At 58.1% G+C, this 24,208-nt stretch carries 17 protein-coding genes; 4 read left to right on the top strand and 13 right to left on the bottom strand.

Translation table 11 applies throughout. From position 1 onward, the window contains the following. The first annotated feature begins 1 nt into the window (after position 1). The 3 genes from Q0802_RS09335 to Q0802_RS09345 all read left to right on the top strand — a co-directional run bounded on the left by Q0802_RS09335 (position 2) and on the right by Q0802_RS09345 (position 10,473). Positions 2 to 1,084: a DUF1513 domain-containing protein gene (locus Q0802_RS09335; protein WP_298916958.1), complete on the top strand. Its 1,083-nt coding sequence runs from the start codon at positions 2 to 4 to the stop codon at positions 1,082 to 1,084. Positions 1,085 to 1,517: 433 nt separating this feature from the next. Then, entirely contained in the window at positions 1,518 to 5,780 is a 4,263-nt protein-coding gene (locus tag Q0802_RS09340; RefSeq protein WP_298916961.1) for a hypothetical protein, read from the top strand. A gap of 16 nt (positions 5,781 to 5,796) precedes the next feature. After that, entirely contained in the window at positions 5,797 to 10,473 is a 4,677-nt protein-coding gene (locus tag Q0802_RS09345) for a hypothetical protein (RefSeq protein WP_298916964.1), read from the top strand. Position 10,474: 1 nt separating this feature from the next. Here Q0802_RS09345 and Q0802_RS09350 read toward each other — a convergent pair whose 3' ends face one another. From Q0802_RS09350 to Q0802_RS09400, 11 genes are all read right to left on the bottom strand, one after another. Beyond that, a complete protein-coding gene (locus Q0802_RS09350) occupies positions 10,475 to 10,855 on the bottom strand; it encodes a VOC family protein (RefSeq protein ID WP_298916967.1) in 381 nt (126 codons plus the stop codon). Between the two features lie 142 nt (positions 10,856 to 10,997). Then, positions 10,998 to 11,309, bottom strand: coding sequence for a hypothetical protein (locus Q0802_RS09355; protein WP_298916970.1), 312 nt, complete (start codon positions 11,307 to 11,309; stop codon positions 10,998 to 11,000). Next, entirely contained in the window at positions 11,299 to 12,342 is a 1,044-nt protein-coding gene (locus tag Q0802_RS09360) for a hypothetical protein (RefSeq protein ID WP_298916973.1), read from the bottom strand. Before Q0802_RS09360 ends, Q0802_RS09355 begins: the two co-directional genes overlap by 11 nt. After that, a complete protein-coding gene (locus Q0802_RS09365) occupies positions 12,339 to 12,746 on the bottom strand; it encodes a DUF4383 domain-containing protein (protein ID WP_298916976.1) in 408 nt (135 codons plus the stop codon). Before Q0802_RS09365 ends, Q0802_RS09360 begins: the two co-directional genes overlap by 4 nt. Next, positions 12,743 to 14,230, bottom strand: coding sequence for an FAD-binding protein (locus tag Q0802_RS09370; protein WP_298916979.1), 1,488 nt, complete (start codon positions 14,228 to 14,230; stop codon positions 12,743 to 12,745). The genes Q0802_RS09365 and Q0802_RS09370 overlap by 4 nt, the downstream gene beginning before the upstream one ends. 27 nt (positions 14,231 to 14,257) lie before the next feature. Next, a complete protein-coding gene (locus tag Q0802_RS09375; RefSeq protein ID WP_298916981.1) occupies positions 14,258 to 15,241 on the bottom strand; it encodes an alpha/beta hydrolase in 984 nt (327 codons plus the stop codon). 102 nt (positions 15,242 to 15,343) lie between these two features. After that, positions 15,344 to 16,825, bottom strand: coding sequence for an aldehyde dehydrogenase (locus Q0802_RS09380; RefSeq protein ID WP_298916983.1), 1,482 nt, complete (start codon positions 16,823 to 16,825; stop codon positions 15,344 to 15,346). 16 nt (positions 16,826 to 16,841) lie between these two features. Further along, positions 16,842 to 17,876, bottom strand: a complete 1,035-nt coding sequence (locus Q0802_RS09385) for an LLM class flavin-dependent oxidoreductase (RefSeq protein ID WP_298916986.1) — start codon at positions 17,874 to 17,876, stop codon at positions 16,842 to 16,844. 4 nt (positions 17,877 to 17,880) lie between these two features. Next, the gene (locus Q0802_RS09390) at positions 17,881 to 18,777 is read right to left on the bottom strand and encodes a flavin reductase family protein (RefSeq protein WP_298916989.1); all 897 of its coding nucleotides are present in this window, start codon (positions 18,775 to 18,777) and stop codon (positions 17,881 to 17,883) included. Then, positions 18,777 to 19,577, bottom strand: coding sequence for an alpha/beta hydrolase (locus Q0802_RS09395; RefSeq protein ID WP_298916991.1), 801 nt, complete (start codon positions 19,575 to 19,577; stop codon positions 18,777 to 18,779). Before Q0802_RS09395 ends, Q0802_RS09390 begins: the two co-directional genes overlap by 1 nt. Further along, positions 19,549 to 20,148, bottom strand: coding sequence for an amino acid synthesis family protein (locus tag Q0802_RS09400; protein WP_298916994.1), 600 nt, complete (start codon positions 20,146 to 20,148; stop codon positions 19,549 to 19,551). The genes Q0802_RS09395 and Q0802_RS09400 overlap by 29 nt, the downstream gene beginning before the upstream one ends. 102 nt (positions 20,149 to 20,250) lie before the next feature. On the opposite strand from Q0802_RS09400, the gene Q0802_RS09405 reads away from it, so the two are divergent. Then, a complete protein-coding gene (locus Q0802_RS09405) occupies positions 20,251 to 21,138 on the top strand; it encodes a LysR family transcriptional regulator (RefSeq protein WP_298917001.1) in 888 nt (295 codons plus the stop codon). Here the strand turns inward: Q0802_RS09405 and Q0802_RS09410 are convergent. Next, entirely contained in the window at positions 21,126 to 22,373 is a 1,248-nt protein-coding gene (locus Q0802_RS09410) for a cytochrome P450 (protein WP_298917004.1), read from the bottom strand. The two genes, Q0802_RS09405 and Q0802_RS09410, sit on opposite strands and share 13 nt — an antisense overlap. A 9-nt stretch (positions 22,374 to 22,382) precedes the next feature. Beyond that, positions 22,383 to 24,188: a di-heme-cytochrome C peroxidase gene (locus Q0802_RS09415; protein WP_298917007.1), complete on the bottom strand. Its 1,806-nt coding sequence runs from the start codon at positions 24,186 to 24,188 to the stop codon at positions 22,383 to 22,385. Between the last annotated feature and the right edge of the window lie 20 nt (positions 24,189 to 24,208).

A 24,208-nucleotide genomic window follows, 5' to 3' on the forward strand; every position in this document is an offset into this window, starting at 1 on the left:
GATGCCCTCACGACGCAAAGTGATCAGTGGGGCATTGGCTGCCGCGACCTTGTCAGGGCCTCTTTGGGCGGACGTCGGCAACCCCACGCATCTGAGCGCTGCGCGCACCCCAGAGGGGGCCTACATTTTGTGCGGGTTGCGCGCCGATGGGAGCCTGGCATTCTCGGTGCCATTGCCGGATCGTGGGCACGCCGCCGCAGCCCATCCCTCTCTCTCCCAAGCCGTCGCCTTCGCACGCAGACCCGGGGTTTTTGCGGTCGTGCTGGACTGCGCAACGGGAATTTCGCAACACAGGATTCAAGCGCCAGCGGGGCGGCATTTCTACGGGCACGGTGCGTTTTCGCGTGACGGCAAGACATTGTTCACCACCGAAAACGACATAGACACAGGGGCAGGGCGGATTGGTGTCTGGGATGCCGCTGACGGATATCGCCGCATTGCAGATCTGTCCTCTAACGGTATCGGCCCGCATGAGATCATTCGCTTGCCCAATTCGGACATTCTGGCGATTGCCAATGGCGGTATCCGAACCCATCCGGCATCCGGGCGCGACAAACTGAACGTCGATACTATGCAGCCAAACCTGACCCTCATGGATGCAGAGGGGCGCGTGCGCGACACTGCCGTGCTGCCCGCGGAATTGCATCAAAACTCGCTGCGCCACATTGCAGCTTTCCCTGATGGCCGCGTGGCTTGTGCCTTTCAATGGCAGGGCGATCCTTTTGCTGCGCCGTCAATAGCGGGTGTCTACGCCCCAGAAGACGGGCTGCAACTGGCCCCCATGTCGGATCAGACTCTGCGCGGGCTGGACGGCTATGCAGGCAGTGTCGCGGTGCTGGGAACGGAACATATGGCCGTGACCTTTCCACGCGGGGGGCTGATGCAACGCATCAACGTCAAAACCGACGAGACGCTGGATCTTTGGCGTGGCGATGTTTGCGGCGTTGCTCCGGCACGTTGGGGCGGGCTGGCGACGGATGGCTTGGGCGGGGTGCAACGTGTCGAGGCTCATGGGTTTACCAAAGTTGCTCAGTACAACCTGGCTTTCGACAACCACCTTGTGGCGGTGGGCGCATCGTCCTGAGCCAGAGCAGTCGGTTTCTTCTAGGCCGCCATTTGTGTACGTTTTTCCGCCTCGGTTCCCAAATTTGGCGTCACAATGATAACCGGCGCGCAATCAACATCGCGTTCGGTATCGTTTTTCGCGCGAGGATGACCACTCAAAAATGACAGAAAGCGCAGTCCAATCACTACAGCGTGTGCACGTTGAGTCCGCATCATATCTAGCATCGGTGGCCGATTGGCGAGGGAGCGAAGTAGATTAATAAACCTATATAAGTATCAGAATAATAATAAAATTCTTTGTTTCTGAGAGGCCACAATTGGCGCTAACGTTGATGGCATAATTTGTCCGGGTTCGCCAATTCATCGGCCATTTTTCGCCGACAAAAGCGTTGGAGGGTCGGTGCGACTCGGATTTTCAAGTATTAAGGGAATGCTTTTCTTAGGAATTTATCATGGTACGTCGCCCAACTCGTGGCGGCTCTGTCGGGGGTTTTCCACGATCCCGTCGGCGTGTTTCTGTCGGCCGGGATCTCTCGATAGGTCGGAATTTTCCAGATCGCGGTGTCTTTGTGCCGCGTCCGATCGATTTTGTGGGCAATCTTTTTGAGACACGACGCCGCGGAACGCCTGTCGTTCGCCCTACGGATCTTCTGGCTCTCAGAATTGAAATGCGCAATCTGCGCGTCAAATCGGGCAGTCCGCCGGTTTTGCGTAAAACCGGCAGCGGTGCTGCGCTACTGATCCTGCATTTTCCACCTCAGGCGATCACCGAAGAAACTTTTTTTGAGGCCAGTCGGCCCGGCATGGAAGAAACAATTGACGACCCCACGCTGGACCCGAAACCCGAGATTGATGCGCCCGGGGCACCAAGTGCCACCGTACCGCCCCCCTTTGGCCGCACGGCAAATGCGCGTATCGCCGACGAATCCAGGCTGGTCTTCAAGGTACCGGATGACGTGGTCATTCCCTATACGCTCGATGGTATCCTGACGGCAGTTCAGTCGCTTGAACCAAAGGTGGCGGCAAACGCCAGAGCCCGCCAAATACGCCGCCGTTTCCCGATTGTGGAAGCCTTATTGCAGGCCAATGTCGTGGCGTCTCTCAATCCAATTCGCCGTGCCGCCTTGTCCAACTTTGCTGCCGCCAGCATGCGTATCGCGGCCACCGATCCCGGTAATGCGACCCTTATGAGGCGCCAGATTGGCGGTGGCACCGGGTTTACCGACGTCTCGCGCCTAAAACCCGGGTTTCGCATCCCCGGGATTCTGCAAATACCGCCGAAACCTGCCAAACCCAATTCCACGACAACGGCCATAGAAATCCCCTGGCGGTTGATCCTGTCGCCGCACAAGGACACGCGCTGGCGTCATGCCACCCAGCCTGTCACGTCGACGGCGACCAATCACACCGAACTATGGCACTCGCGTCTGGTGGCACCGGACGAGGACGGAAAGGCGATTGAACCACCGGCGGCAGACAAGGCACGTACGGTGCGGGCAATCTGGGCCAAGACGGGGGAAGCCTCCAACGAGGCGATGACATCAAACGCGACCGAGATACCGGATTTGGAACCCAGTCTCGCGCCCTTCCGCATGCCCATGGACGATTTCGACCGGATTCAGATCGCCCATGAATCGTCGAATTTCTCGTTGGGAACACCAAACCCGATCGACACCAACCTGATGATGATGACCGCGCTTGGCGGCTGGCTGGATAGCAGGGGCACCTGGGATCCGCCCGGTGGATTTTCCGTTCAGGAGTGGGTGCATCGCGCCAGCATGGCCCGGGATCACTATGTGAAGGTGGTTTATAACGGGTGCCTTTGCCCGCTTAATTTTCACGTCTCATTGGTGAAAGTGACCGAGCGAAAGTTCCATAACGGCGCGCGGAACGACGAAAATGTGCCTCAGATCGAACAGATCGCGGGGAACACGGCCTATCTGCGCCAGCGCATGTTCATCGTGCCGCGCGAACGCGTGCGCTACTATGGAGAAGCGGATTTACGGAGCAACGATGGCAAGACCAACCTGCCGTTGAAATTTCCCTTCGCAAAGGTCGAGTTGCTGACAGAGCGAACGCCCAATCTTGATGATCCACAGGACTCTGACATAGACGGGAAATTGCAGCAGTTTTTCTGGCCGTCCGTTCTGGAGGAGCCCTACAAGTTCCAATGTGTCGGAACCGATCTGGACGGTCGCCGCGTAGCCTTTGAAATTCCAATGATTTTCATGGACAACACCTTCGCCACACCGTTCCATTTTGATGAAAACGGTAAACGCGGCCCGGATTACCACAGAGCTGAAATCAACGCGCACCGCGCCACCGAAGTCTTTCGCTTGGAGGGCGATCGCAAGACCGTTTCGATCAAGCGCCAGCGCGTCGCCCTGGCCAGTAGTCTGAAATCCGGGGACACCTCCGTAGAGGTCGAAGAGATGGATTTCGGCGGCTTTGCCGAGGAGTTCAATTCCGATCTGCGCAATGCGTCGAATGAGCTTGAACGCGCGCCATTTGTGCCGGTGATTACGGGAATGGACGTCCGCATCGGCGCTTTGTCGCATCTGACCGGGTCAAATGCCTCGAACAGGCTGACATATCATCCACATTACCTGGAACACGGGTTTAACCAGAAGGGCGAGGTCTTTGCCAAGGTTGAGAAAACCTTCAACATGGCCAAGCTGGATTTCTCTGCGCAGGCAGATCGGTCGGGTGGTTTCGTGCAGCCTAATCTGGAACCGCAGGCCCTGTCGCGTCTGGCAGGTCCCATCATGGGGGATGTCCAGAAATTTGCGGCCGACGGGATGGTCCCGCCGGGGGGCGGCTTTCCGGAGTCCATCAGCGATCTGCCACTACCTCTGATCTTTGGCTGCATACCCCTCAACAAGATCATCGAACTGGTCTCTGATCTGACCGACACGCCGGAACAGGTGCCAAAATTCGGCACCGAAGCCTCGACTCAGATCGAGAGCTTCATAAATGCGCTGGTGCGCCTGATCACACTGGCGACGGAAATCGCGTCGCAGCCCGCGAGCATCGCGAATGCCGCCCTGACCACATTCCTGTCAACACTGGAAGATCACATCCAGCAGACGCTTGGACTGGCCGCGGCGCAGGCGGCCGCCATCGAAACGGCAATAGATGATGCAAAAACGCAGGTCGAGGCCGTTGCGACCGAAATCGGGGCGTTGCTGGGCGCAACCCTTCAGACCGGGCAGCCAGCACCGGATTTCACAGATGTCCTGACCGCGGTATCGCAGGCCCGCAGCGCAATCGAAGACTTGCAGGATGCGGCAAATGCTCAGGTCGGCGGGGTTTCATTGCCAGCGGGGTTTCGGCAGCAACTACTATCGACCGCGCAGACCATTGATGCCTTCCTTCTGGACCTTCAGAAACTGCCTGCTTTGGTTGCAACGGGCAAAGACCTGTTCGATGCACTGGATGCCATCGTGGGCCAGCCGGAAGTTCTGGGCACGCTTTTTGAAGACCCAGGTGAGCTGGCCGCACGAGTTGGGACGGTTGAGACCGCAATCGGAGATTTCAAACCCGCCCTTGCAGACATCCAACTGCTGAACGGGGCACCGAAAACGGCTATTTTGGACGGGCTGCAACTGGTTCAGGAGGCTTTCGGTGTCGCCACCGATCTGCTTGAACTGGTTGAAATGCTGACCGGCGACGAGTTGACCATTCGCTTTGACTGGAACCCGAAAATCGGCAGTTTCCCGGCCAGTGACCCGATTTTCCGCGCCAATGATCCCAAGGGGTTTTCCGTGGCCGTCGAGGCCAAAGTCAAAAAAGACGGCAGTGCCTCGCCAAAAATTTCCGTCACCTGCGGGTTGAAGCACTTCGATCTGGTTCTGATCGCGCCCGCGAGCTTCATCGAGCTGATTTTTGAAAAGATCGAATTCCGCATCGACAGCGCGGCCAAGATGGATGTGGATGTACAATTCACGGACATCAAGTTCGTTGGCGTTCTGAGCTTCGTCGAAACGCTGCGCGACCTTATCCCGCTGGACGGTTTCAGCGATCCACCCTTCCTCGACATCACGCCGCAGGGAATTGATGCAGGTTTCTCCATCGCTTTACCGGGCATCACCTGCGGCATCCTGAATATCCAGAACCTGAGCCTCGGGGCCGGGTTCACGGTGCCCTTCATCGGTCAGCCACTTTCTGTGCGGTTCAATTTCTGTACGCGCGAACAACCCTTCCTGCTGACGGTCTATATGTTCGGTGGCGGTGGGTTCTTCGGGATCACCATTGATCCCAACGGCGTGCAGATATTGGAGGCGTCCTTCGAGTTTGGCGCGTCGATCTCTATTGATCTCGGCGTCGCCTCTGGTGGCGTGTCGGTCATGGCAGGCATCTATTTCCGGATGGAACAGGATGAAGCCTCTTTGACGGGGTATTTCCGTCTCGCAGGTCACGTGGACGTCTTGGGGCTGATTACCGCCTCGCTGGAGCTTTATCTGGAGCTTCGTTACGAATTCCAGTCTGGCAAATGCGTGGGCAAGGCCTCTTTGACCATCGAGATTTCCGTTTTCATCTTCTCCGGCAGCGTGACGGTTTCCTGCGAACGCAAGTTCGCCGGTTCCAATGGCGATCCGAACTTGCGCCAGATGCTGGGGCTGCAACCGGAACTGCCGCTGGCGCAGGAGTTGGACATCATTGACAGCGAAGATGTTGAATATGCCTGGCGCGACCACATCGAGGCATTTGCGTAAACGAAAGGAGTGAGACATGGCAAAACGAACGCTCCTTTGGACCGTCACACCGAACGGTCGGGTGCCCGAGGGTGAAGAGCATGAGGGCAAACTGCGTGTCTCCGCCATTCTCAGCCCGCGCCTGACCCCCGAAGCTGCTGATGAGCAGAGCCTGACCGCTTTCCCGGGATTTCTGGATTGGCCGGCGGAGCTGGCACAGGCCCGTTTTGGTCTGCGTATTGCGGCGGGCACATTGGAAATGCGTCGATTGTCGGAGCCGGATAGCGATCTTTGGAAAACGCTTTTTGGTCCGGAAACGCCGGTGGCGGGGTTCGAGTTCATGGATATGAGCGACAAGAATCTGCGCTCCTTCCCGGTGCGCAACATGTTGGGGTATCTGCGCAAGCACTACACCCGCCTGGCAGAGCAATCAGGGTCAAACCATCCGACCCTCCTGCCGTGGAAAAATGCGCACCCGAATCTCAAGGACATGTTGTCGGATGCGGGAACGCGCACCCGTCTTGTCCCGTTCAATGATCGCATGATCGAAGTTGCGCTGCCGGGCTTTTCGCGATTTTTCGGCGGCGAGGACAACCAGACCGAGGAACGCATAAACGGCCAAGTCTTTGGCATACGCAGCGTTTACAAGCTCGATGTGCCGCAGGTCGGTGCGGAAGAGGGGCAATTGCCATCAACCGGAAGCTCCGCGCCGCAGCGCGCCCTACCGCCTGACTGGTATGATCCGCGGCCTGGCGGCCCGTCGGGACCACTGGTTGCAAAGCCTGACGCTGCGCTGATGGACAATTTCAGCAGTCAGGCCGAGTACACCATGTATCAGGCCAACCGCTTTTACAGCCGTGAAATCGCCTCTGAAGAAGAGCGCAAAATGCGCTTTCCGAAATTCGAAAACCTGCCTGCACCGCCGGAGGTGCCGGAGTATGATTTCCACCGCATTGCCGCCTCTTATGGCAGCTATCCGCAACTGCAGCGGGCGCTTGGTCTGGTTGTTGATTTCGCCGTGGAGGATCCTGATGGTCTGCTGGTTTCGGGCGGATCTCCTGTTCTGGGGAACATGGCGCTTGCCGTGAATTGGGCGGATGGTCGCGACGACAGTGCGGATGGCTATCCGCGTACGGCTTTCTACCTTGATGACGAGCGGTTTGTGCCCCGGCCACGCAGTGATGATCTGGACCGTGGCCTGCTGCGGTTGGAGCACAGCGATGATGGCTGGGGGGTGGTGAACAAAGAGCATGACGGGCTCTTCGACATCTACCAGGTGGACCCGGATGGGGCGGCGCTGAAAACCGTCGACTTCACGCTTTCCACCCAGAACCTCGTTGCCAAACACCTCGATGTGCTGCGACCGGACGGTCAGGTGACATATACCACCGGCGACAGACAGCCCGTTGCCGCGCTCCGCACCGGAGGCCTGGGGGTTTCGCAACATGGGCGAGCGGAAAAAGTAGCGCTTGACGCTGCCGCCGCGGCCCAGAAAAATCAGGCCGTTGAGGCTGGCAACGCGCAGGATGTTGTCTTTTTTGCCGAAGACCTCATGCGGGGCTTCCGGGTCGATGTGGCGGCTGTTCCCAAGGAAGATGCTGCGGGTGACTGGTTCAGTCTGAATGCGCGGGTGGGGACCTATGAGGTCATTTCCTCCGGCCAGACCTTCGAGCTTGGCGCGGATGAGGGCCATGTTTCCGGAGCCTCCACGACCCGATCGGAATCGGATAGCGCAAACCCTGATGATCACTATCTGCACGAATCCCTCTTTCGCTGGACCGGCTGGAGCCTTTCGGCACCCCGTCCTGGCAGGACGATCAGATCCGGGACCGTCGAAGGCACGCAGCTACAGACGGAAACCCCCTCCGACGTTACGGACAAGGCCGAAAAAGGCAATAATCTTGCTGTCACCTACCGGGTGCAAAAGGGCAGTTTGCCAAAACTGCGCTTTGGCCAGCTCTACCGGCTACGCGCACGATATGTGGATGTGGCGGGCAACAGCCTTGCTCTGCACGACCCGACGCTGGACCCGCTGGAACAGGCGAGTGATGCTGTTGGTTATTGGCGGTTCGAACCGGTGGACCCGCCCGCCCTCATGGGGCGGGCGCATCTCTCGGAAGGCGAATCTCTGGAGCGCATGGTGATCCGGTCGAATTTTGACGCGACCCCGCAGCAATATCTGTCCACACCGGATTTCAGCACAGCCATCGCAGAAGATCCTTCGGCGGATTTCGAGTATACCGCGCAGAATGAACGCCATGTGGTTCCGCCGAAATCATCCCAGCAGCAATGCGAAACACATGGGCTTTTTGATCCGTTCTTCGGCGCATGGGATGACATCAAGAAAGGCTATGAAATCGCGGCACGCGAGGACGGCACGCTTTACGATTCAGGGCCGGGGGCGACCGTCGAACTGGTGACGCCGAAAAATCTGGAAGGCATCGCAAAGACCGAAGACGTGCCACCTGCATTACCCAGCCCGGATAATCCGGTCGGAGAGAGGATCGCGCCCGGTCAATACGTGATCCACCGCGAAGCGCAGATCATCCCGCCATATTTGCCGGATGGGGCCGCCGCGGGCGTAGCCCTGCGCGGGATGCCGGGAGAGAATATTCCCGGCGTTTCCGCGCCTGGGGCCATTGGGCCCGGCTGCGTTGTTCTCAAAGCGCCCAACGGCGAGCTGGTGATGATCATCAGCCATGCCAAGCCCTGGCCTGACAGCCTTGGGTTTCGCATCGTTCTGGCCGAACGTACAGCGGCGCTGACCGAATTGCCCTGCAAGGAAGAATTCCCTGATGACGGAGAACCGCAGTGGGATGATGAAAAACGGGTCCTGACGCTGTTTCTGCCCAAAGGCAGAATTGCGCGGTTGAGGTATTCCAGCTTTGCACATTCTGATCACATAGATTCATTTGGCATTGTGGAGTGGGCGCGCGACACGGTCGATCCCGATTTTGTGCGCGACATGGGGCTTCTTGGGTGCCACTGGATGCTGACGCCTTTCCGGGCGTTGACCCTTGTTCATGCAACGCAGCAGCCGATCTGCCTGCCGCAATTGATCAAACCTGGCATTCAGCGCGAAGTCGGCGCGCAATCCGCGCGGATCATTTGCCGCCAGATCAGGCTGCATGGTCCAACCACGGGCAAATTCGAGATACAGGCCGAATGGCATGAATGGGTTGACGATCTGAACAAGGAGGCGCCGGAACGTGTCTGGCGCAAAGGGCAGCTTTCGGAAATTCATCTCACTGAAAATCATGAAAATGTATTCCCTCTGGGGGCGGTTGTGTCGGCGCAGGATGTGGATCCTCAGCGACCCCGCGCCCGCGGCGATGTGCATGAGTTTGGCGATACGAAGTTCCGGCTGATCTCTTATCAGTTGCTTGCTTCAACCCGGTTCCGGGAGTATTTGCCGCCGTCGCTCTATGCGAAACCCGAGCTTGTGACGCGCCTCGGTCCTGTCCCGGTTGGCGATGCGGTGGTCACCGGTGCGCCGGATGATGCCGGTGCGCCCGTGCTCAGGCAATCTGGCGCTGACAGGAGTTTCAAGGTGGTGCCGGCCAGTGAGCCCCCTGACGACCCCCGGGTTCTTTACGTGGTGCCGACGTTCCGCTGGCGCAACCAGGAGACCCCCAAGGGTGCCGATATCACCCGGCTGGGCAACGGTTTGCGCATCTGGCTGGACAGGCCCTGGTTCTCGTCGGGTGATGGGGAGCTGCTGGGCGTTGTGTTGCACGCGGAAAACGGGCGTTTCACGGATATCCCTGACAAGATGCAGACCCACGTGACGCAATGGGGGCTCGACCCGATATGGGAGACGGCTGTGTCGAAATCCCGTGCTCGCAGCACCGATTTCAGCGCCCGTGTGCATAGTGAGCACGCGAGACTGCAGGAATTCCCCGATGATGCATCCGTCATGATTGTGGGACATCGGGTGCATTGGGATGCCGAGCGCAGGCTTTGGTATTGCGATGTCGAGCTGAACCCAGGGGCGTCCTACATGCCGTTTGTGCGGTTGGCCGTCGTCCGATATCAACCCAATGCGCTGCCGGGGCAGAAAATTTCCAAGGTCGTTACGGCGGAATTTGCGCAGGTCCTGCCGCGCAGGCGCGCGGTTTTCAGTCGCGACGGTGATACCGTGGGCATACGCGTATACGGGCCGGTGCCTGTTGGGGGCCCGATGAAGTTCAACGTGGAATCCCCGTTGGTCGGAATGTCCCCGGCGGACGGTCCTTTCGATACCGGGCGCAATCGCTTCGAGCTGGTATTGCAAACCCGTGATCCTGAGATCGACAGCGACATGGCATGGCGTGATGAAAAAACGCTGGAAAGCGCCGTTGTCAGCGGGTCAGGCGGTGGGTTTACTGTCACGCCGGGTTTCAACCCCGGCGGTATTTTTGGACGCCCTGCGGTGGCCGCACGCGCATCCCGCACGATTGCCACCCGCTCTAGCGGATCGGTCACGTTGAATGCGGAGCTTGCACGTAACATCGGCGCGCTGGGCACGCTGACCGACCTCATTGATCCACCGATCTGGAACCCTGAAGCGACGCTGCCAGATACCGGTCGTCGACCCGGCAGGCTGATGCTGCGGGAATTCGAGCGCTACTATACCGATCAGACGATTGGTGGCAGCCGTGGCATACGCGTCGGCCAGCGCCGGATTGTCGAAGAAAGGCTCGTTTACGCCACGATCTTTGAGTTATCGCCCTAGGTTATTCATCCAACGGAAAATCGACGTGAATGTGATTGCCGTCCGGATCCCAGATATTGAACTGCACGATATTGATCGAGGCCAGTTCATTGCGATGAAACTTCTCGCCATGCTCCTGAAGGCGCGCGACGAACTCCGCTGATCCTGTGGCTGAAAAGGCGAAGTGCTCAAGTTTCAGATCACTCTCGGAACCCACGCTTTCGTCTCCACCGGCAGCGACGAGATGAACAGCAGCCGTAGGTCCCGCATACATCCAGGCGCCCGGAAAGGGAAAGTCAGGGCGCGGGCCGTCCTTAAGCCCCAGAATTTCCCTGTACCACGTCACCATCTTGTCCAATTGATTGGTACGCAAATTCACATGATCCAGTTGCCCGATTTTCATTTTGAAGCCCCGCTTCTGATGGATGTTCGACCGATCATATCGCCGAGACCCTTCGGTGTCTCCTGTCGATCTTGCAGCCAAGATAAAGTACTATTTGCGATGCCATGGCATGAATGCATCAAAGAAGCCACCACCCGGCACCCTAGCCAGCTGTGGATGGATGCGCATTCTTTGGCAAGGGCAAGCACCCGGGCAAGCCTGCGGGCAGAACCACCCATGCGCCGCTGCCGTAGAGAGCACCGGCAAACTTCGGTTGGTCTGAAACCAGCGTCACGCTTACGCGCGACGACCCAATGATGCTCACGTCGGACGGCAGGTTCGCTAGAAATGACTGGCTGGGGAAAAGGACGACCGATGCAGGTGCGGCATCTGTCATCAACCCTACAAAGACCAGAACGGCGATCCAGCCCGCAAAAAGCGTCGGGAGGGCAATCAGGATGGTCCTAATAGTCATGGATATGTTCCAGCGTCAGACCAGATTGAGGCAACTGACGCAGCCTTTCCGCCAGATCGCTCACTTTGAGCAGGATCAGATGCCGATAATCGCCGTACCCTTGTCGGGCGAAACTGTGAATGGCTTCTGGATGCTCAGGTGCGTTGCCGATGGCAGTGAATAGAATGTCGTCATTCCCTGCGATCTCGATGAAATTCACGCCATCTGCAGCCATTGATTGCAACAGTTTTGTCAGTTTGCGGTATCGCGGCACCTCGATTTCAGTGCCCGTGACACCCGCTTTGATGATTTTGATGTCATCTGACGTGACCGTCCCGAGGCCGTCCACAACCATGCGCAGGGTCAGCTCATCCGTACCCGTTGATGCAACGGCGGCGGCGATGGCCTTGGCATAGACTGCTTTGCCTCCATATTCGATACCCAGCGCGCGTTTTCGTTCGCGGTCTCGGAAGACGGTCGTAGGCTGGGCGTCAAGGGCTTCGGCGGCTTTTGTGAAATCCCACTTGTACCAGGGCGTCTGCTGCAGGAACTGCGCGTAATCAGCCGCTTGCCGGGCAGAAAGATCATCCAGTGGCGCGCGGTCACTGCCCCGAAGGAGCGCGCTGGCCCGACCGATGGTTTCCTCATAGGCTGCCTTGAGAAGCAATTCGAGCGAGAAGCTGACGCCAATGACATAGACAAGCTGCTTGGTCTCGCCGTCAACGCCGCCGTGGCGGTTCGCGGTTTCGGTCAAAGCGCAGAGCGATTGCCAATAACCCACGATGCTACGCAGATAGCCAAAGTTGTGAGGATCACCGGTCGCGATCACCTGCGCATAGTCATCATAGGCATGCACGATGTGCCATTCGGGGTAGGTCATCAACGTGCGGGCTTCCGATCTGTGGTGTTCGGCAGGCAAAAGGGCCGTGTAGCCTTCGGCCTCCTCATCCCCGTGACACATGGTTTCCACGTAAAGGATTGGCGACAAGAGCAGCAGGACAAGCAGAAAACCTGCGATGATCAGTCTTTTAAGCCAGCGCCAAAAGAACCTCATGCGGAACGCTCAACCTTCAGCCCCGCCCATAATCCAAATCCGCCCAATGCCAGATGCGGCAGATTGGCCAGAATCCGGCCCAGCGAGAAATCGAGGCCCAGGGAGGCGTTGGTGAAAATTCCCAGATCGAGAAATCCGTAACCGGTGAAGAAACCGAAAACCCCGTCGCCCAGATAGGCCGCCCCAAAGAGGATCAGGAAGGTGCGCGAAGCTCTTTGCGATATCAGGCCAGAGACAAGTGCCCAGAGGGCGGACGCCACATGCAGCGCGTCATCGTAAAGGTCCAGAGCGAAAATGCCAAAGGCGAGGCCATCCTCATCGGTCAGACCGGGAATGTAGTTGATTGACGCCGCAATCATCAGGGCCACGAAATAACCAATGGCAATTTTTTGCAGAAGGGTCATAGGCTTTCCAGATAGGTGTCCCAAAAGTTGTTGCGCAGGAGCAGATCGGGATCGATCTCGCGCTTTGCGGCGGCAAAGGCAGGTGCCGCCGGGTAGGTTTTGACCAGCTGATCACGTGTCGGATGCGGTCGGTAAGGTAGGTAATAAGCCCCACCGATCTCTGCAACCCGGTCAATCAGTTCACGTGTCATACGTTGCATATCCGCTTCGCCGCGCGCCGTGAGCTCCTGGCTGAATGACATCACGGCGGCAATGCGGGGAACGGGCGCATAAGACAGCGTGCTTTGGGCATCGGTATTCACAAAACGCAGAGTGATGTTCAGGAACTCCTGATATGAGGCGGGGATCACCTCCTGACAGGCGATCAGGAATTCGTTGAAACGATCAAAACCGACGAAATATTCATGCAGAATGTCAACCCGGGCCGGGTCACCGTCGTCGAGGGTGACAACGGGTTCATTGATTAGGCTGTTGCGCGTCACCTCGCCCCCGCCAAGGGAGGGAAAGGCGACGGTCTCACTCCACCAGCGGAATTTCTTCATCCGCTCGTTGCCCAACTGCCCGCGATAAACACGGCTGGCGATCTGCGACATGGCCCCAGACCCGGAGGCGGCGGGCAGGTCGGATTGATCAGGTGTTTCGCGGTAGGTGATCAATAGGGCCTCATCGAAAAAAGCGCCGCGCTCGACATTCAGTCGGCCATAGGCCATCGTCACGGCCGGGTCTTGCACCGCTGTCTCGAAAGCAGAGGCGAAAGCGGTCGCAGGCATGACCTCAAAGCTTGGCGTCAGCCGGGTGTTTTTGGCCATTTCAACCTCAAGATCGACAAGCGCCCCGATCAATCCGTAACCGCCCATGGCGTGTGCGAAAAGCGCGCTGTTTTCGGTGGGGGAGCATGTGACAAGCTCGCCTGATGGCAACACCATTCGAATGGATCTGACCGTCGCGCCCATGGGACCAAAAGGCACCGGCCAACCGTGCGCATTCACACAAAATGTCGATGCGACACCAAAATCATTGTTTGATTGCATGACCTTGGGAGAGAAACCTAAAGGGTCCAATGTCGCGATGACCTGCGACCACCTGGCGCCCGCGTGAACCTTGAAAGTGCCATTGCCAGTGTCAGGATCGACGCTGCCGTTGTCAAAGGTGATGGCGTGCCCGTCCCGTGGAATGGCGTGCCCGCCCATAGAATGGCGCGCGGCCCCGATGTTGAAGGGGCGCCCGGCGGCACCGGCTTCTTTCATTTCTGCGCGCACCGCATCTACGAGTGCGTCGCCCGGGTCCTGGGTCAGGATAATGTGCTTGTGGACCGGTGTGGCTGACAGTTCGCTGGCATCATTGAGCACGTCGCCCGGCGGCGCTGATGCGACCCCTCGGGTGCCATCGTAAACGGGCAGATGCGCGCGAAACATGGCGGACGCCGTCCACCCGGCAACGCCACCCGCACCAAGCAAGAGAGTTCTTCGCGTGAGATTGTTCATACCTTGGTCTTTCTGTGCCCGCTCAATTCATCTTTTAACATGCTCCAGCGCATCCAACAGGGCATTCTGAAACTTGCCGGGGTTCTCCAGTTGCGGAATATGGCCGACGTCTGACAAGACGATCAGCTGCGATCCAGGCACCAGCTTTTGCAGCGCCTGAGCCTGCGAGAGTGGCGTGACCGTGTCGCGGTCGCCCCAAATGAATGCCAATGGTACGGCAAGAGCCTGCCAGTTTTCAGGACGGGTACTCGCGGCGTTCTGCGGGGGCACAAACAGTTGCGGCACCCAGGCCGCTACCGCTTCTGTATAGCCCAGACGCTTCATGGGCCGTTGCAAGGTTGCGACGACGTCCGGGGTCGCGACATCCTTCACAAACATGAAATTCTGCAGGAAACGCTTGGTCAGCATCGGGTTTGTCGCCGTTGCTGATACAAGCGCAGAGCGTATCGTTTTGGGGCGTAGAAAAACCGGGACCTCGTTGGGCGTGAGGTGTCCGTTCAGCGCCAATGCCCCGTCAACGATGATCAATCCGGAGACAAGATCGGGGCGCGCCATGACCGCCTCTGTAACCGGGCCCGCACCAACAGAATGCGCCACCATGATGGGCTTTGTATCCAGCGATTGCAAAAGCGCGATCACCCGTTCCGCTTGCCGAGGTCTGCTGTAGTCGAGGTCTGTGGCATGTTTGGAAAACCCGAAGGGGGGCATATCAAAGGCGATGGTGCGATAGCCCTGCAACCAAATGGCGCTCAGAGTTGGCATCCACAGACCTGACCAAGCTGCCGTCCCGTGGGCAAAAAGAACTGCCGGATCATCCGGCTTGCCCTTCTCAATAGTGAAAATCCTGCCCTCTCGCGTCTCGATCAGTTCTCCGAAGGGCGGCAGACTATCGGCCAGCCCTTCGGTTTCTCGCTGTGCCGCAGCAAGGCGAAAGCTGACCAAGAGCACGCCAACCAGCAAGGCTGTCGAAACCGCCAAGTATGAAGCAATTCTTGCGATGCGCTTTCCCATGAGACTTTCATATCGGCGCAGCAGGTTTTTGCAATTGTTGCAGCACTGTCTGTATCATTTTGTGAGCCGGTACCGTTTGGCTCAGCACCCGCAGTCCTAAACTCAACGCATGACAAAAGGGTCCGCCATCGGGGCCTCTGAAGTATTGATCCAGGTGGTCTTGACGCGGGTGTAATCAAGGATGGCTTCCTTGCCCGCCTCGCGCCCGTAACCGGATTGGTTGAAGCCACCAAACGGTGCGATGGGAGAGATCGCGCGATAGGTGTTCACCCAGGTGATGCCGGATCGGATGCGCCGGGAAACACGGTGCGCGCGGGCAAGGTTTGTTGTGAAAATCCCCGAGCCAAGGCCAAAATCACTGTCATTGGCCAGTGCAATGGCTTCTTCTTCGGTGTCAAAGGGCAGCAGGGACATCACCGGGCCAAACATCTCTGTTTTCAGTGTTTCAACCTGCGGCGAATTACACGCGACAAGCGTTGGCTGAAAGTAATGCGGGCTTGCTTGATCGGCTCTTGCGCCCCCAAAGATGATTTTTGCACCCTGATCGGTCGCCTTGCGCAACGTGTCTTCGATCCTTTCGACCTGAGCAACTGTACAAAGCGGGCCAAGATGCGTTGCCGGATCATGTGGGTCGCCCACAATAAGCTGGCTGCTTTTCTCCGTGATCGCCGCGATCAGGCGGTCCATAACAGGCCGGTGAACCAACCCGCGCGTTCCGGCCACGCAGGACTGTCCCGACGCGCCAAAATTACCCGCAATCAAACCGTTGGCGGCCGCATCAATCTCGGCGTCATCAAAGACAAGGATCGGCGATTTGCCCCCCAGTTCCAGCGTGGTCACGGCGAAGTTTTCAGCCGAATTACGGATCACATGTTTGGCGGTTTCCGGCCCGCCCGTAAAGGCGATCCGGTCCACATCCTTGTGCCGGGTCAGCGGCACGGCGCAGTTTTCGGCATCCCCCGTGATGACAGATACAACGCCGGGTGGAAAACCTGCCTGATCAATCAATCTGGCAAATTCGATCATCGGGGCTGGTGCGATCTCAGAGGCTTTGAGCACAACCGTGCATCCTGCGGCCAGGGCGGGGGCCAGTTTCGTCGCTGCCAGAAACATCTGCGCATTCCAGGGCACGATCCCGGCCACCACGCCGATGGGCATCCGCTGGGTGTAGACATGCATGTCGGGTTTATCGATGGGCAGGACCGCGCCTTCGATCTTGTCAGCAAGGCCCGCGTAATAGCGATAGTAATCAGCGACATAGCCCGTTTGTGCCATGGTCTCGGAGGCCAGTTTGCCACTGTCCGTCGTCTCGATACGGCCCAGGTGTTCAGCGTTCTGCGCGATCAGATCGGCAAGCCGGTAGAGCAATTTGCCGCGCGCGGTCTGGGTCATGTCGCGCCACTCCGGACCCTCTAAGGCAGATTTGGCAGCAGCAACAGCGCGGTCCACATCCTCTGGGGCAGCACAGTCGAAACTTGCCCAGGGTTGGCCATCGGCGGGGTTCACCGAGTGCATTACCTGACCGGTGGCACCGGCCCGCCACTGGCCGGCGATGTAGAGTTGGTAGTGGGGCAGATTGTTCATGTTGGTCGTCCTGTTATCAGGCAAAGGCGGGCATGACATCGTCGATAAAGCGGCTGAGCGAGGCGCGTTTTCGCTCCGCACTCATACCGCTGTCGATCCAGAATGAAAATTCATCATAGCCCAGATCTTCGTATCGCTTGAGCCGGTCAATGACTTCCTGCGCGGTTCCGATGGTCAGATCACGCCGCAGGGTATCCGCTGCCATCATGGCATTCCCGGCAATCTCCGCCTCGGTCAGCGTTTCGATGAGACCTTGTTTGACGGGCCGCTTGTTTTGAAACCAGGCCCCGAAGTAGTTGTAAAAACGGCTGAGTTCCTCTGCACCAACCTGCGCATCTTCTGCGTCCGAAGCCACATAGGTATGGTGCAGCAACATGATTTTGGGGCGCGCGCCGTCATAGGACGCACAGGCCGCGTCAAACCTCTCCATCAGCGATGTGATCTCCGCATCACCCTGCCAGAGCGGTGTGACCTGCACGTTGAACCCGTTGTGCACGGCAAATTCATGGCTGTTGGGATCACGGGCTGCGACCCAGACCGGTGGGCCGTCTTTCTGGACAGGTTTTGGTGCGGCGGTGGTTTCGGGGAAGGTGTAAAACGTGCCTTCATGGGCGCAATCGCCCGCCCAGAGTTTGGGTAGCAAAGGCAGTGTCTCGCGCATGCGTTGACCGGCATCCCAGGCGTCCATGCCCGGCATCAGGCGCTCGTACTCATAGGAATAAGCGCCGCGTGCAGCACCAATTTCCAACCGACCGCCGGTGATCAGATCGGTCATGGCCGCTTCACCCGCCAGCTTGATGGGATGCCAGAACGGCACGATGACTGTCCCGGTACCGAGCCGCACATTCTTGGTCTGATGCGCCAGATCAACGATCATGGTGAACGGGTTGGGGGATATGGTGAATTCCATGCCGTGGTGCTCGCCCGTCCATATGGCCCGCATGCCGCCCTCATCCGCCATTTTGCACAGCCCGATGAATTCATCGTAGATCTTGTCGTGTGGCTGGTCGGCACTCAGCCGTTCCATATGCGCAAAAAGGGAAAATTCCATTTCACTACCTTTCGTTGAGCGGCAAGACATCGCCGGTGCGTTCGTTGCCGATGTAAAAGCCGAAGTTCTGGGTTTTGTGTTCACTTGCAAAGCGTTGCAGCAAAGACTTGATCGCAGGGTCGGGGGTGGCAGAGGCGTCGGGGGCGTCTATCGGCACGAGTTTCAATGCAGATGGTCTCTGGCTGCAATGTCCGCGAAAGACGATGCGCCGTCCTGCCTTTCCTTCGTCGTAAGTGGCGTAAACAACGCTCAATTCGGCGTCGATGCCTGCCGTTGCGAGTGCTGATGCGAGTGTCCTCAGCGGGCTTTTGTCGGTGGGTACGGAGATGGTAAAAAGCCCGTCATCTTGCGTCAGGAAGAGATTTTCCCCGTCATCCAAAAGCACGCTGGCGCGTGTGTGTGGCGCGGGCGGTGCCTCGGCCTTGCGTTCCTTGTTCAGGGTGAAATACCCGTCGGGCCCGTAGCCAAGGCCGTCCTGATTGCTGCAATCGGCATGCAGGACACGTCCGATCAGCACAAGATGATCCCCGGCAGGGATTTGTTGAAACATGTCACAGACAAACCCGGCCGCGCGTCCGGTGATCAAGGGAATATCCGCCACCGGCTGGTCCCAGTCACATAGCGCAAACCGATCCGCTTTGCTGGATGCGAAGGTGTTTGAAATCTCCTGCTGTCCTTCCGACAAGATGCTGACGCCGAAACGGGTTGCCCGACGGAAGGCGTCAAAACTGGACAGGTGATTGCCCGGGCACACCAGCAGGAGGGGAGGGTCCAGTGAAACGGACGTAAAGGAATTCGCGGTAAAGCCTACGTTTTCGCCGGTCTCGGTGCGGGTCGTCACAACCGTGACGCCTGTCATGAAGCGGCCAAAGGCTTGCCGCAGGTCCTTGGGGTCCAGCATCACGGTGCCTCTCCGATCAGGTGCCGTATCATAGCTGCACTCACTTCCTGAGGGTGTGTCATCGGCATCATATGGGCGGCATCGTGACAAAGCAGACTGTGACCCTTTGCGGAATTTGCCGCCATCCGGCGGGACATTTCCGGCGTTGAATTGGGATCGTCCGCGCCGGTCATGAAAAGGGCTGGCATAGTGAGAGACTGCAGCAGCGTGTCAGAGGGACCATCTGATTGCGCAAAGACGTTATAGGCGCGGGCGTAGCCTTGCAAATCGGTTTCTGTCAGCCATCCTCGGCACGCCTCTGCTGCATGCAGCAACGCGCCTTCGGGGTCCGTTCCAAACCATCTTTGCAAGGTTGCCGAAGGATCGGCGCGGCCCGATGTCTTCAGTGCGGCGGCGCGCGCCCGCACGGCTTTTGCGGCGGCCTCCTCGCGCCGGTAGATGGCGTTTAACGCCGCGACACCCCTGATTTGTCCGGCACAGCCACCGGCAACTTGCAGCGCGATCATGGCCCCCATGGAATGCCCTGCGATGTGGCATGGTGCATCAAGGGCAGCTAAAAATGCGCGCACACGCGCAACATAGTCGGGAAGGGCACGCGCGTCGTTCAAGGGGGATGAGCCATGCCCGGGCATGTCCACCGCGTAGGTTTTGAAGTGTCGCGCCAGATAGGGGATCATCCCTTGCCAGGCCTCCGCGCGCAAACCGACACCATGGATGAGCACCAAAGGCGGCCCGTCGCCAGCACCGATGTAGTGCAGCGCGCCCGCACCTTCAGATCGCGGCTGGATTGTCCAGGTCATGGCCCAGATCCTTCAGGTCTTGATACCGGTCGCCAATGCGATGATGCGGGCGTCCGCCTGTTGCCGCACCCAATGCGATGACAACTTCGTCAGCGCGCGGCGCATCAACGATGGAGAATTGAATGGTCAGGTAGTGCGACCGGCGTCCGGCATCGTTCTTATCCATCAAGGGTATCTGGATAGAGGTGTTTGCAGCGCCGCGGATATTGGTGAAGGCCAGATAGGATTTCGCGCCAACGGCCTCTCTGAAATGATTGCCAAACCGCAGGGTGTGGATCAGGCCCGAGGCGTGTTCGATCTCACCATCAAGACCGACAATGCCTGCTTTTCCAAAGGCTTCTATCTTGTCGCCACCGCCTGTCAGGTCGGTGATCTTTTGCGTCAGTAACGCGCCCAGTTCAGGACCAAACGCCTGGATCACCGGTTTGAGGTCTTCGACGTAGCGGCCGGCCCAGGGGTTTGTGATGACGGCGGCAACGGCGAACAGACGCCAGGGTTCTGAGGCTGGCTTGAATCCCTCAATGAGGACGTCTTCAGTGTAGCTCACAATTTTTCGGATTTCTGGTGTCATCTCTTGCTCCGGTTTTCAGAAACCATATCGAGCAGAATTTCTCGTGACAAATGATAGAAAACAATGTGAGTTCATTAAGAAATCTAATGCGAAAGAAGAAAGATGTCCTTGCCACCTCTGACCTGGTTCCGAGCTTTCGATGCTGCCGCGCGTCATTTGAGTTTTACACTGGCGGCTGAAGAGCTTGGTTTCACCCAATCGGCCATCAGCCAGCATGTACGCGCGCTGGAGGAGCGATTGGGCACGCAGCTGTTCGTACGCGGTCACCGGTCCCTGATGTTGACGGATGCGGGGCGCTTGCTGGTGCCCGATGTCGCCGCCGCGATGGGGCGTCTGACGCAGGCAACGGAACGGTTTCAACCCCGCATTTCAAAACCCAAACTAACCGTTGCCACCAGTGCCAGTGTGGCCCAGTGGATACTTTCGCCGATGCTGCCCCGGTTTCGAGAGGCTCATCCGGATGTGGCTTTGCAGATCGTGACAACTGTCTGGCCGGATGATTTTTCGACCACCAATGCTGACATTGAAATCCGGTTCGGCTCGAAAGATGTCGTCGGGCAGGGCGCAGAATTGCTGGGCCCGTCAGAGCTGCACGTGGTGGCCGCCCCTGCCCTGGCCTCGGCCCACGAGGGGGCGCTGAATTGGACCAAATTGCAAGCGTGCACGCTGATCCAACCGATCGGGATATCTACCGGCTGGGCTGATATTGCACGCCGCGCCAAGTCACCTGATGCCATCGAGGCGTCGGTGTTTGTGGACACCCACGGTCTGGCCGTCGATCTTGCCGTATCGGGGGTCGGAGTGGCTTTGACCCACAGGTTGATCAGCCAGATGGCACTGAAGGACGGGCGGCTGCAATGTCTCAGGGTTGCGCCAATTGACGCGGAAGAGGGATATTATCTTGCGCGCAAGACCACTGGTTTCACACAAGAACAGGAGGCCTTCATTGCCTGGTTTTACGAGAGCCTTGACGCCCTTCAGGCTGCGTAGGAGAGGTTCCATTCCTGTGGCACAGCGCTGCCCTTGTAATCCGGACCGTTGCCAAAATCCAAATCCCCCCGGCGCAGGATTTGCCTGACGATTTCGGGGACCATGACGCCCGCGATATGCCGCCCCAGACAGGTATGCATGCCGTGACCAAAGGTATATGTATCGCTGAAATCACGGGTTGGATCGAATTTTTCGGGCTCAGGAAACGCGGAAGGGTCAAACATGGCGCTGTGGGTCACGGCCAGAGCCGTCGTGCCTTTGCGCACTGTTGCGGCCTGGGGTGTTCCGCCTGAAAGTTCGGTGTCGCGGTGGCATACACGGAAGAAATAGGGGAATGCAGGGTTAAAGCGCAGAGCCTCAAAAACAAATCCGTCGAAGTCTTCGGGTCTGCCACCCAAAGCCGCATCACGGGCATCTTTCAACAATGCAGGGTCTGATGTGAGATGTCGAAGCGCATTGCAGACACCATGTGAAGTGGTCTCAACCGCGCCAATGAGCAGGCCGCCGACGTTGAAGATCACATCGCGCAAATTGAAATCCACTCCGTCGCTGAATGACAGGCGCAACAGCCGGGAGACCGGATCGTCCCTGCGACTGCCCAGTTTTACAGCCGCACTTCGCCGTAAGACGAGCCGTCCGATGTAGATGCCCATCATCACGCCGGCACGCTTGCGGTTCTCGATGATCCCTGCCTGATCCAATCCCTCAACAACACTGTCAAAAGGTTGATTCCAGAAAGCATCCTGCTGATTCCAATAAGACCAGTCGATCAGTTTTTCCGGGTCAGAACGGGTAAAGCCGAACCAGTCCTGCACCAGCCTGACCGGCACACCGCGCGTGACATTGCGCACCAGTTCAATGGAGCCGTTTGCACCGTCCAGCGCTTCGTCAGCAGTATCACGCACGAAATCGCGGATTTTAGGCAGGTCTTCCACGTCGAGAATGGATTTCATGATCGACTTTTCGCGCCAATGTTGGGCGGTGTCATCCTGCGCCATGAAATAGCTGCCCTGCTTGGGCTTATAAAGATCGACGCCGAACGTCAGGGGACGTCTCAGGATCAGGTTGCAATCCGAAAACCGCGTCACAAGAGTGACCTCATCCATGGCGAAGACCGGACGGTTTTCACGCAATTCGGAGAAGAAGGGCAAGGGCTCTTCAAATAGAAAACCGCGGGCCATCTTCCAACGATCCGCCGGGGCGGCCGCATCCAGTTTTTGCAAATAGCTGGTCATGTCATCGCCTCACAAGGATTTCATGAATTCAACGAGGGCGCGGCGGTCTTCTTCGGAAAACCCTTCGGCACCATAGTCATGACCTGCATTGGAATCCGCCTCGACCACCCGGTTGCCCTGACGGGTTACCAGCTCAAAATCGCCACCAGTTGTCACATAGCCTACGTTGACGGGATCGTATTCGTGATTTCCGACCGTGAAACTTCTGGAGCGTTCTTCGGCGGGCAGGAGCAGCTCATACAAGTTCGGCACCGATCCATTGTGCAGGTAGGGGGCGGTGGCCCAGATGCCATCAAGAGGCCGCGCCTTGTAACCCAGAACCAGCACATCCTTTTCGGTCATACAGGTGGACCGCTCCCCGGCGCGTGGATCAAACGGGCCGGGCGCCAGGTCAACTTCCGGACGCAGGCGAATGCCAAAGAAGGTCGGGATCGCCTCCTTGACGAGGTCCCCCTTGGACCCCAGCAGCGCGCCCTTGACGGTGGCACCCAGCATATTGGCCACGGTTGCGGTCTCTCCCATGACGTTTCCTGCATTGTCTTTCGTGCCATTCATCGGACCGGTGGGCCCCTGATAGACATATGCGTTGCAAGCCATCCAGATGTCGGTGAGGTTCTTCTTCGAGGTCTTCTCGAAGGGGATCATCCGTTCGGTTGGTTTGCCTTCTTCCTGCATGTCCGGCAGCAGATGGCAACTGGCACATTTCTGGCGATAAAGGGTTTCGCCTTTGGCAGCGAGATCAGTGTCAATGGCAGGAAAGGCATCCGGCCATTTGGGCGCATCGAGTACCTGGATGATCTGTTCCAGACGCATCAGGTTGTTGACCTTCACCGAGGACGTATATCCGGTGATCGTGTCGATCGTGCCCTGGTTGGGGGTGATAAGCACCTCGCCAAAAACCCCCATGACCTCACCGGTGTTGCGGCCCAATGCGCCATATTCCAGCGTGTCGCCGGGCAGGTTCAGACGACTGTTGGCGGCAACACCGTTCCACTGGACCCGCTCCTGACGCCAGATGTCCCACAGAAACGGGTAACTGACCGGCGCATTGGCCGGGTTCCCGTTGTTGGCATTGGCGCCCGTGAACATCAGGATCTTGTTGAGAATATGGCCCACCGCGTCCAGCCGACCATAGCCGTAGCGCACGGGTGTTTCATTCATTTCATCGGTCAGACGTTGCCAGGCCAGCAGCTGATCGAAGGCTTTCGCCAGCATCTCGCGGTTTTCGGGCGTGTCCTTGCCGTCAAGAACCGTGGCATTGAAACGCTCCCACTTGTCCGCGTCGCTGCGGGTTTCCTCCAGAGCCGCATCCAGACCTTCGATGAAGGATTGGAAATCGAGAAGGCTGGGGCCGCCGTCAACGATCATCTCTGTGCCCTGATAGGTGATCTTGGCCGTATGACAGGCAGAACAGTTCAAGCCGATCCAGGTCTCGGCCGTCTTTTCGCCGCCTTTCTGGCCCTCGTACCAACGCAGGCCAGTGTTTATGAATTCCTCATCCGCCTGCGTGTCTTTGGCAAAGCCGATGGGGCGGGTCACGCCGGTGCTTTCGGGTGGCGCAATAAATCCGTAGCTGGTCAAATGATCCATATCGCTGAAAGGATTACTATTTCCCGCCTGTTCGAGAGCAGCAAACCATGTCTCGGGGATCAGCCGCGAGCCTTGCGTCGCCCAGTACCAGTCAGAGCGATTTTCCTTTGTCCATCCTTGCGACACGTTGGCGTTGCCGGGATCGTCATGTCGGCATCCCGAAGCAATCAGGGGAACACAAAGCGCCATGGCCAATAGAGCGGGTCTGCTAACTTGAGGTTTCATATACTGTCCTGATAATTTGT

It is taken from the genome of uncultured Roseobacter sp., from assembly GCF_947495275.1.
GTDB lineage: Bacteria > Pseudomonadota > Alphaproteobacteria > Rhodobacterales > Rhodobacteraceae > Roseobacter.

What these genes read in the sequence shown, in the direction of transcription:
- Q0802_RS09395 (WP_298916991.1), bottom strand. Translation starts at nt 19,577, where the DNA reads ATGACCTGGACAATCCAGCCGCGATCTGAAGGTGCGGGCGCGCTGCAC.
- Q0802_RS09340 (WP_298916961.1), top strand. Translation starts at nt 1,518, where the DNA reads ATGGTACGTCGCCCAACTCGTGGCGGCTCTGTCGGGGGTTTTCCACGA.
- Q0802_RS09335 (WP_298916958.1), top strand. Translation starts at nt 2, where the DNA reads ATGCCCTCACGACGCAAAGTGATCAGTGGGGCATTGGCTGCCGCGACC.
- Q0802_RS09405 (WP_298917001.1), top strand. Translation starts at nt 20,251, where the DNA reads ATGTCCTTGCCACCTCTGACCTGGTTCCGAGCTTTCGATGCTGCCGCG.
- Q0802_RS09365 (WP_298916976.1), bottom strand. Translation starts at nt 12,746, where the DNA reads ATGACCCTTCTGCAAAAAATTGCCATTGGTTATTTCGTGGCCCTGATG.
- Q0802_RS09390 (WP_298916989.1), bottom strand. Translation starts at nt 18,777, where the DNA reads ATGCTGGACCCCAAGGACCTGCGGCAAGCCTTTGGCCGCTTCATGACA.
- Q0802_RS09370 (WP_298916979.1), bottom strand. Translation starts at nt 14,230, where the DNA reads ATGAACAATCTCACGCGAAGAACTCTCTTGCTTGGTGCGGGTGGCGTT.
- Q0802_RS09385 (WP_298916986.1), bottom strand. Translation starts at nt 17,876, where the DNA reads ATGGAATTTTCCCTTTTTGCGCATATGGAACGGCTGAGTGCCGACCAG.
- Q0802_RS09400 (WP_298916994.1), bottom strand. Translation starts at nt 20,148, where the DNA reads ATGACACCAGAAATCCGAAAAATTGTGAGCTACACTGAAGACGTCCTC.
- Q0802_RS09375 (WP_298916981.1), bottom strand. Translation starts at nt 15,241, where the DNA reads ATGGGAAAGCGCATCGCAAGAATTGCTTCATACTTGGCGGTTTCGACA.
- Q0802_RS09380 (WP_298916983.1), bottom strand. Translation starts at nt 16,825, where the DNA reads ATGAACAATCTGCCCCACTACCAACTCTACATCGCCGGCCAGTGGCGG.
- Q0802_RS09350 (WP_298916967.1), bottom strand. Translation starts at nt 10,855, where the DNA reads ATGAAAATCGGGCAACTGGATCATGTGAATTTGCGTACCAATCAATTG.
- Q0802_RS09415 (WP_298917007.1), bottom strand. Translation starts at nt 24,188, where the DNA reads ATGAAACCTCAAGTTAGCAGACCCGCTCTATTGGCCATGGCGCTTTGT.
- Q0802_RS09355 (WP_298916970.1), bottom strand. Translation starts at nt 11,309, where the DNA reads ATGACTATTAGGACCATCCTGATTGCCCTCCCGACGCTTTTTGCGGGC.
- Q0802_RS09345 (WP_298916964.1), top strand. Translation starts at nt 5,797, where the DNA reads ATGGCAAAACGAACGCTCCTTTGGACCGTCACACCGAACGGTCGGGTG.
- Q0802_RS09410 (WP_298917004.1), bottom strand. Translation starts at nt 22,373, where the DNA reads ATGACCAGCTATTTGCAAAAACTGGATGCGGCCGCCCCGGCGGATCGT.
- Q0802_RS09360 (WP_298916973.1), bottom strand. Translation starts at nt 12,342, where the DNA reads ATGAGGTTCTTTTGGCGCTGGCTTAAAAGACTGATCATCGCAGGTTTT.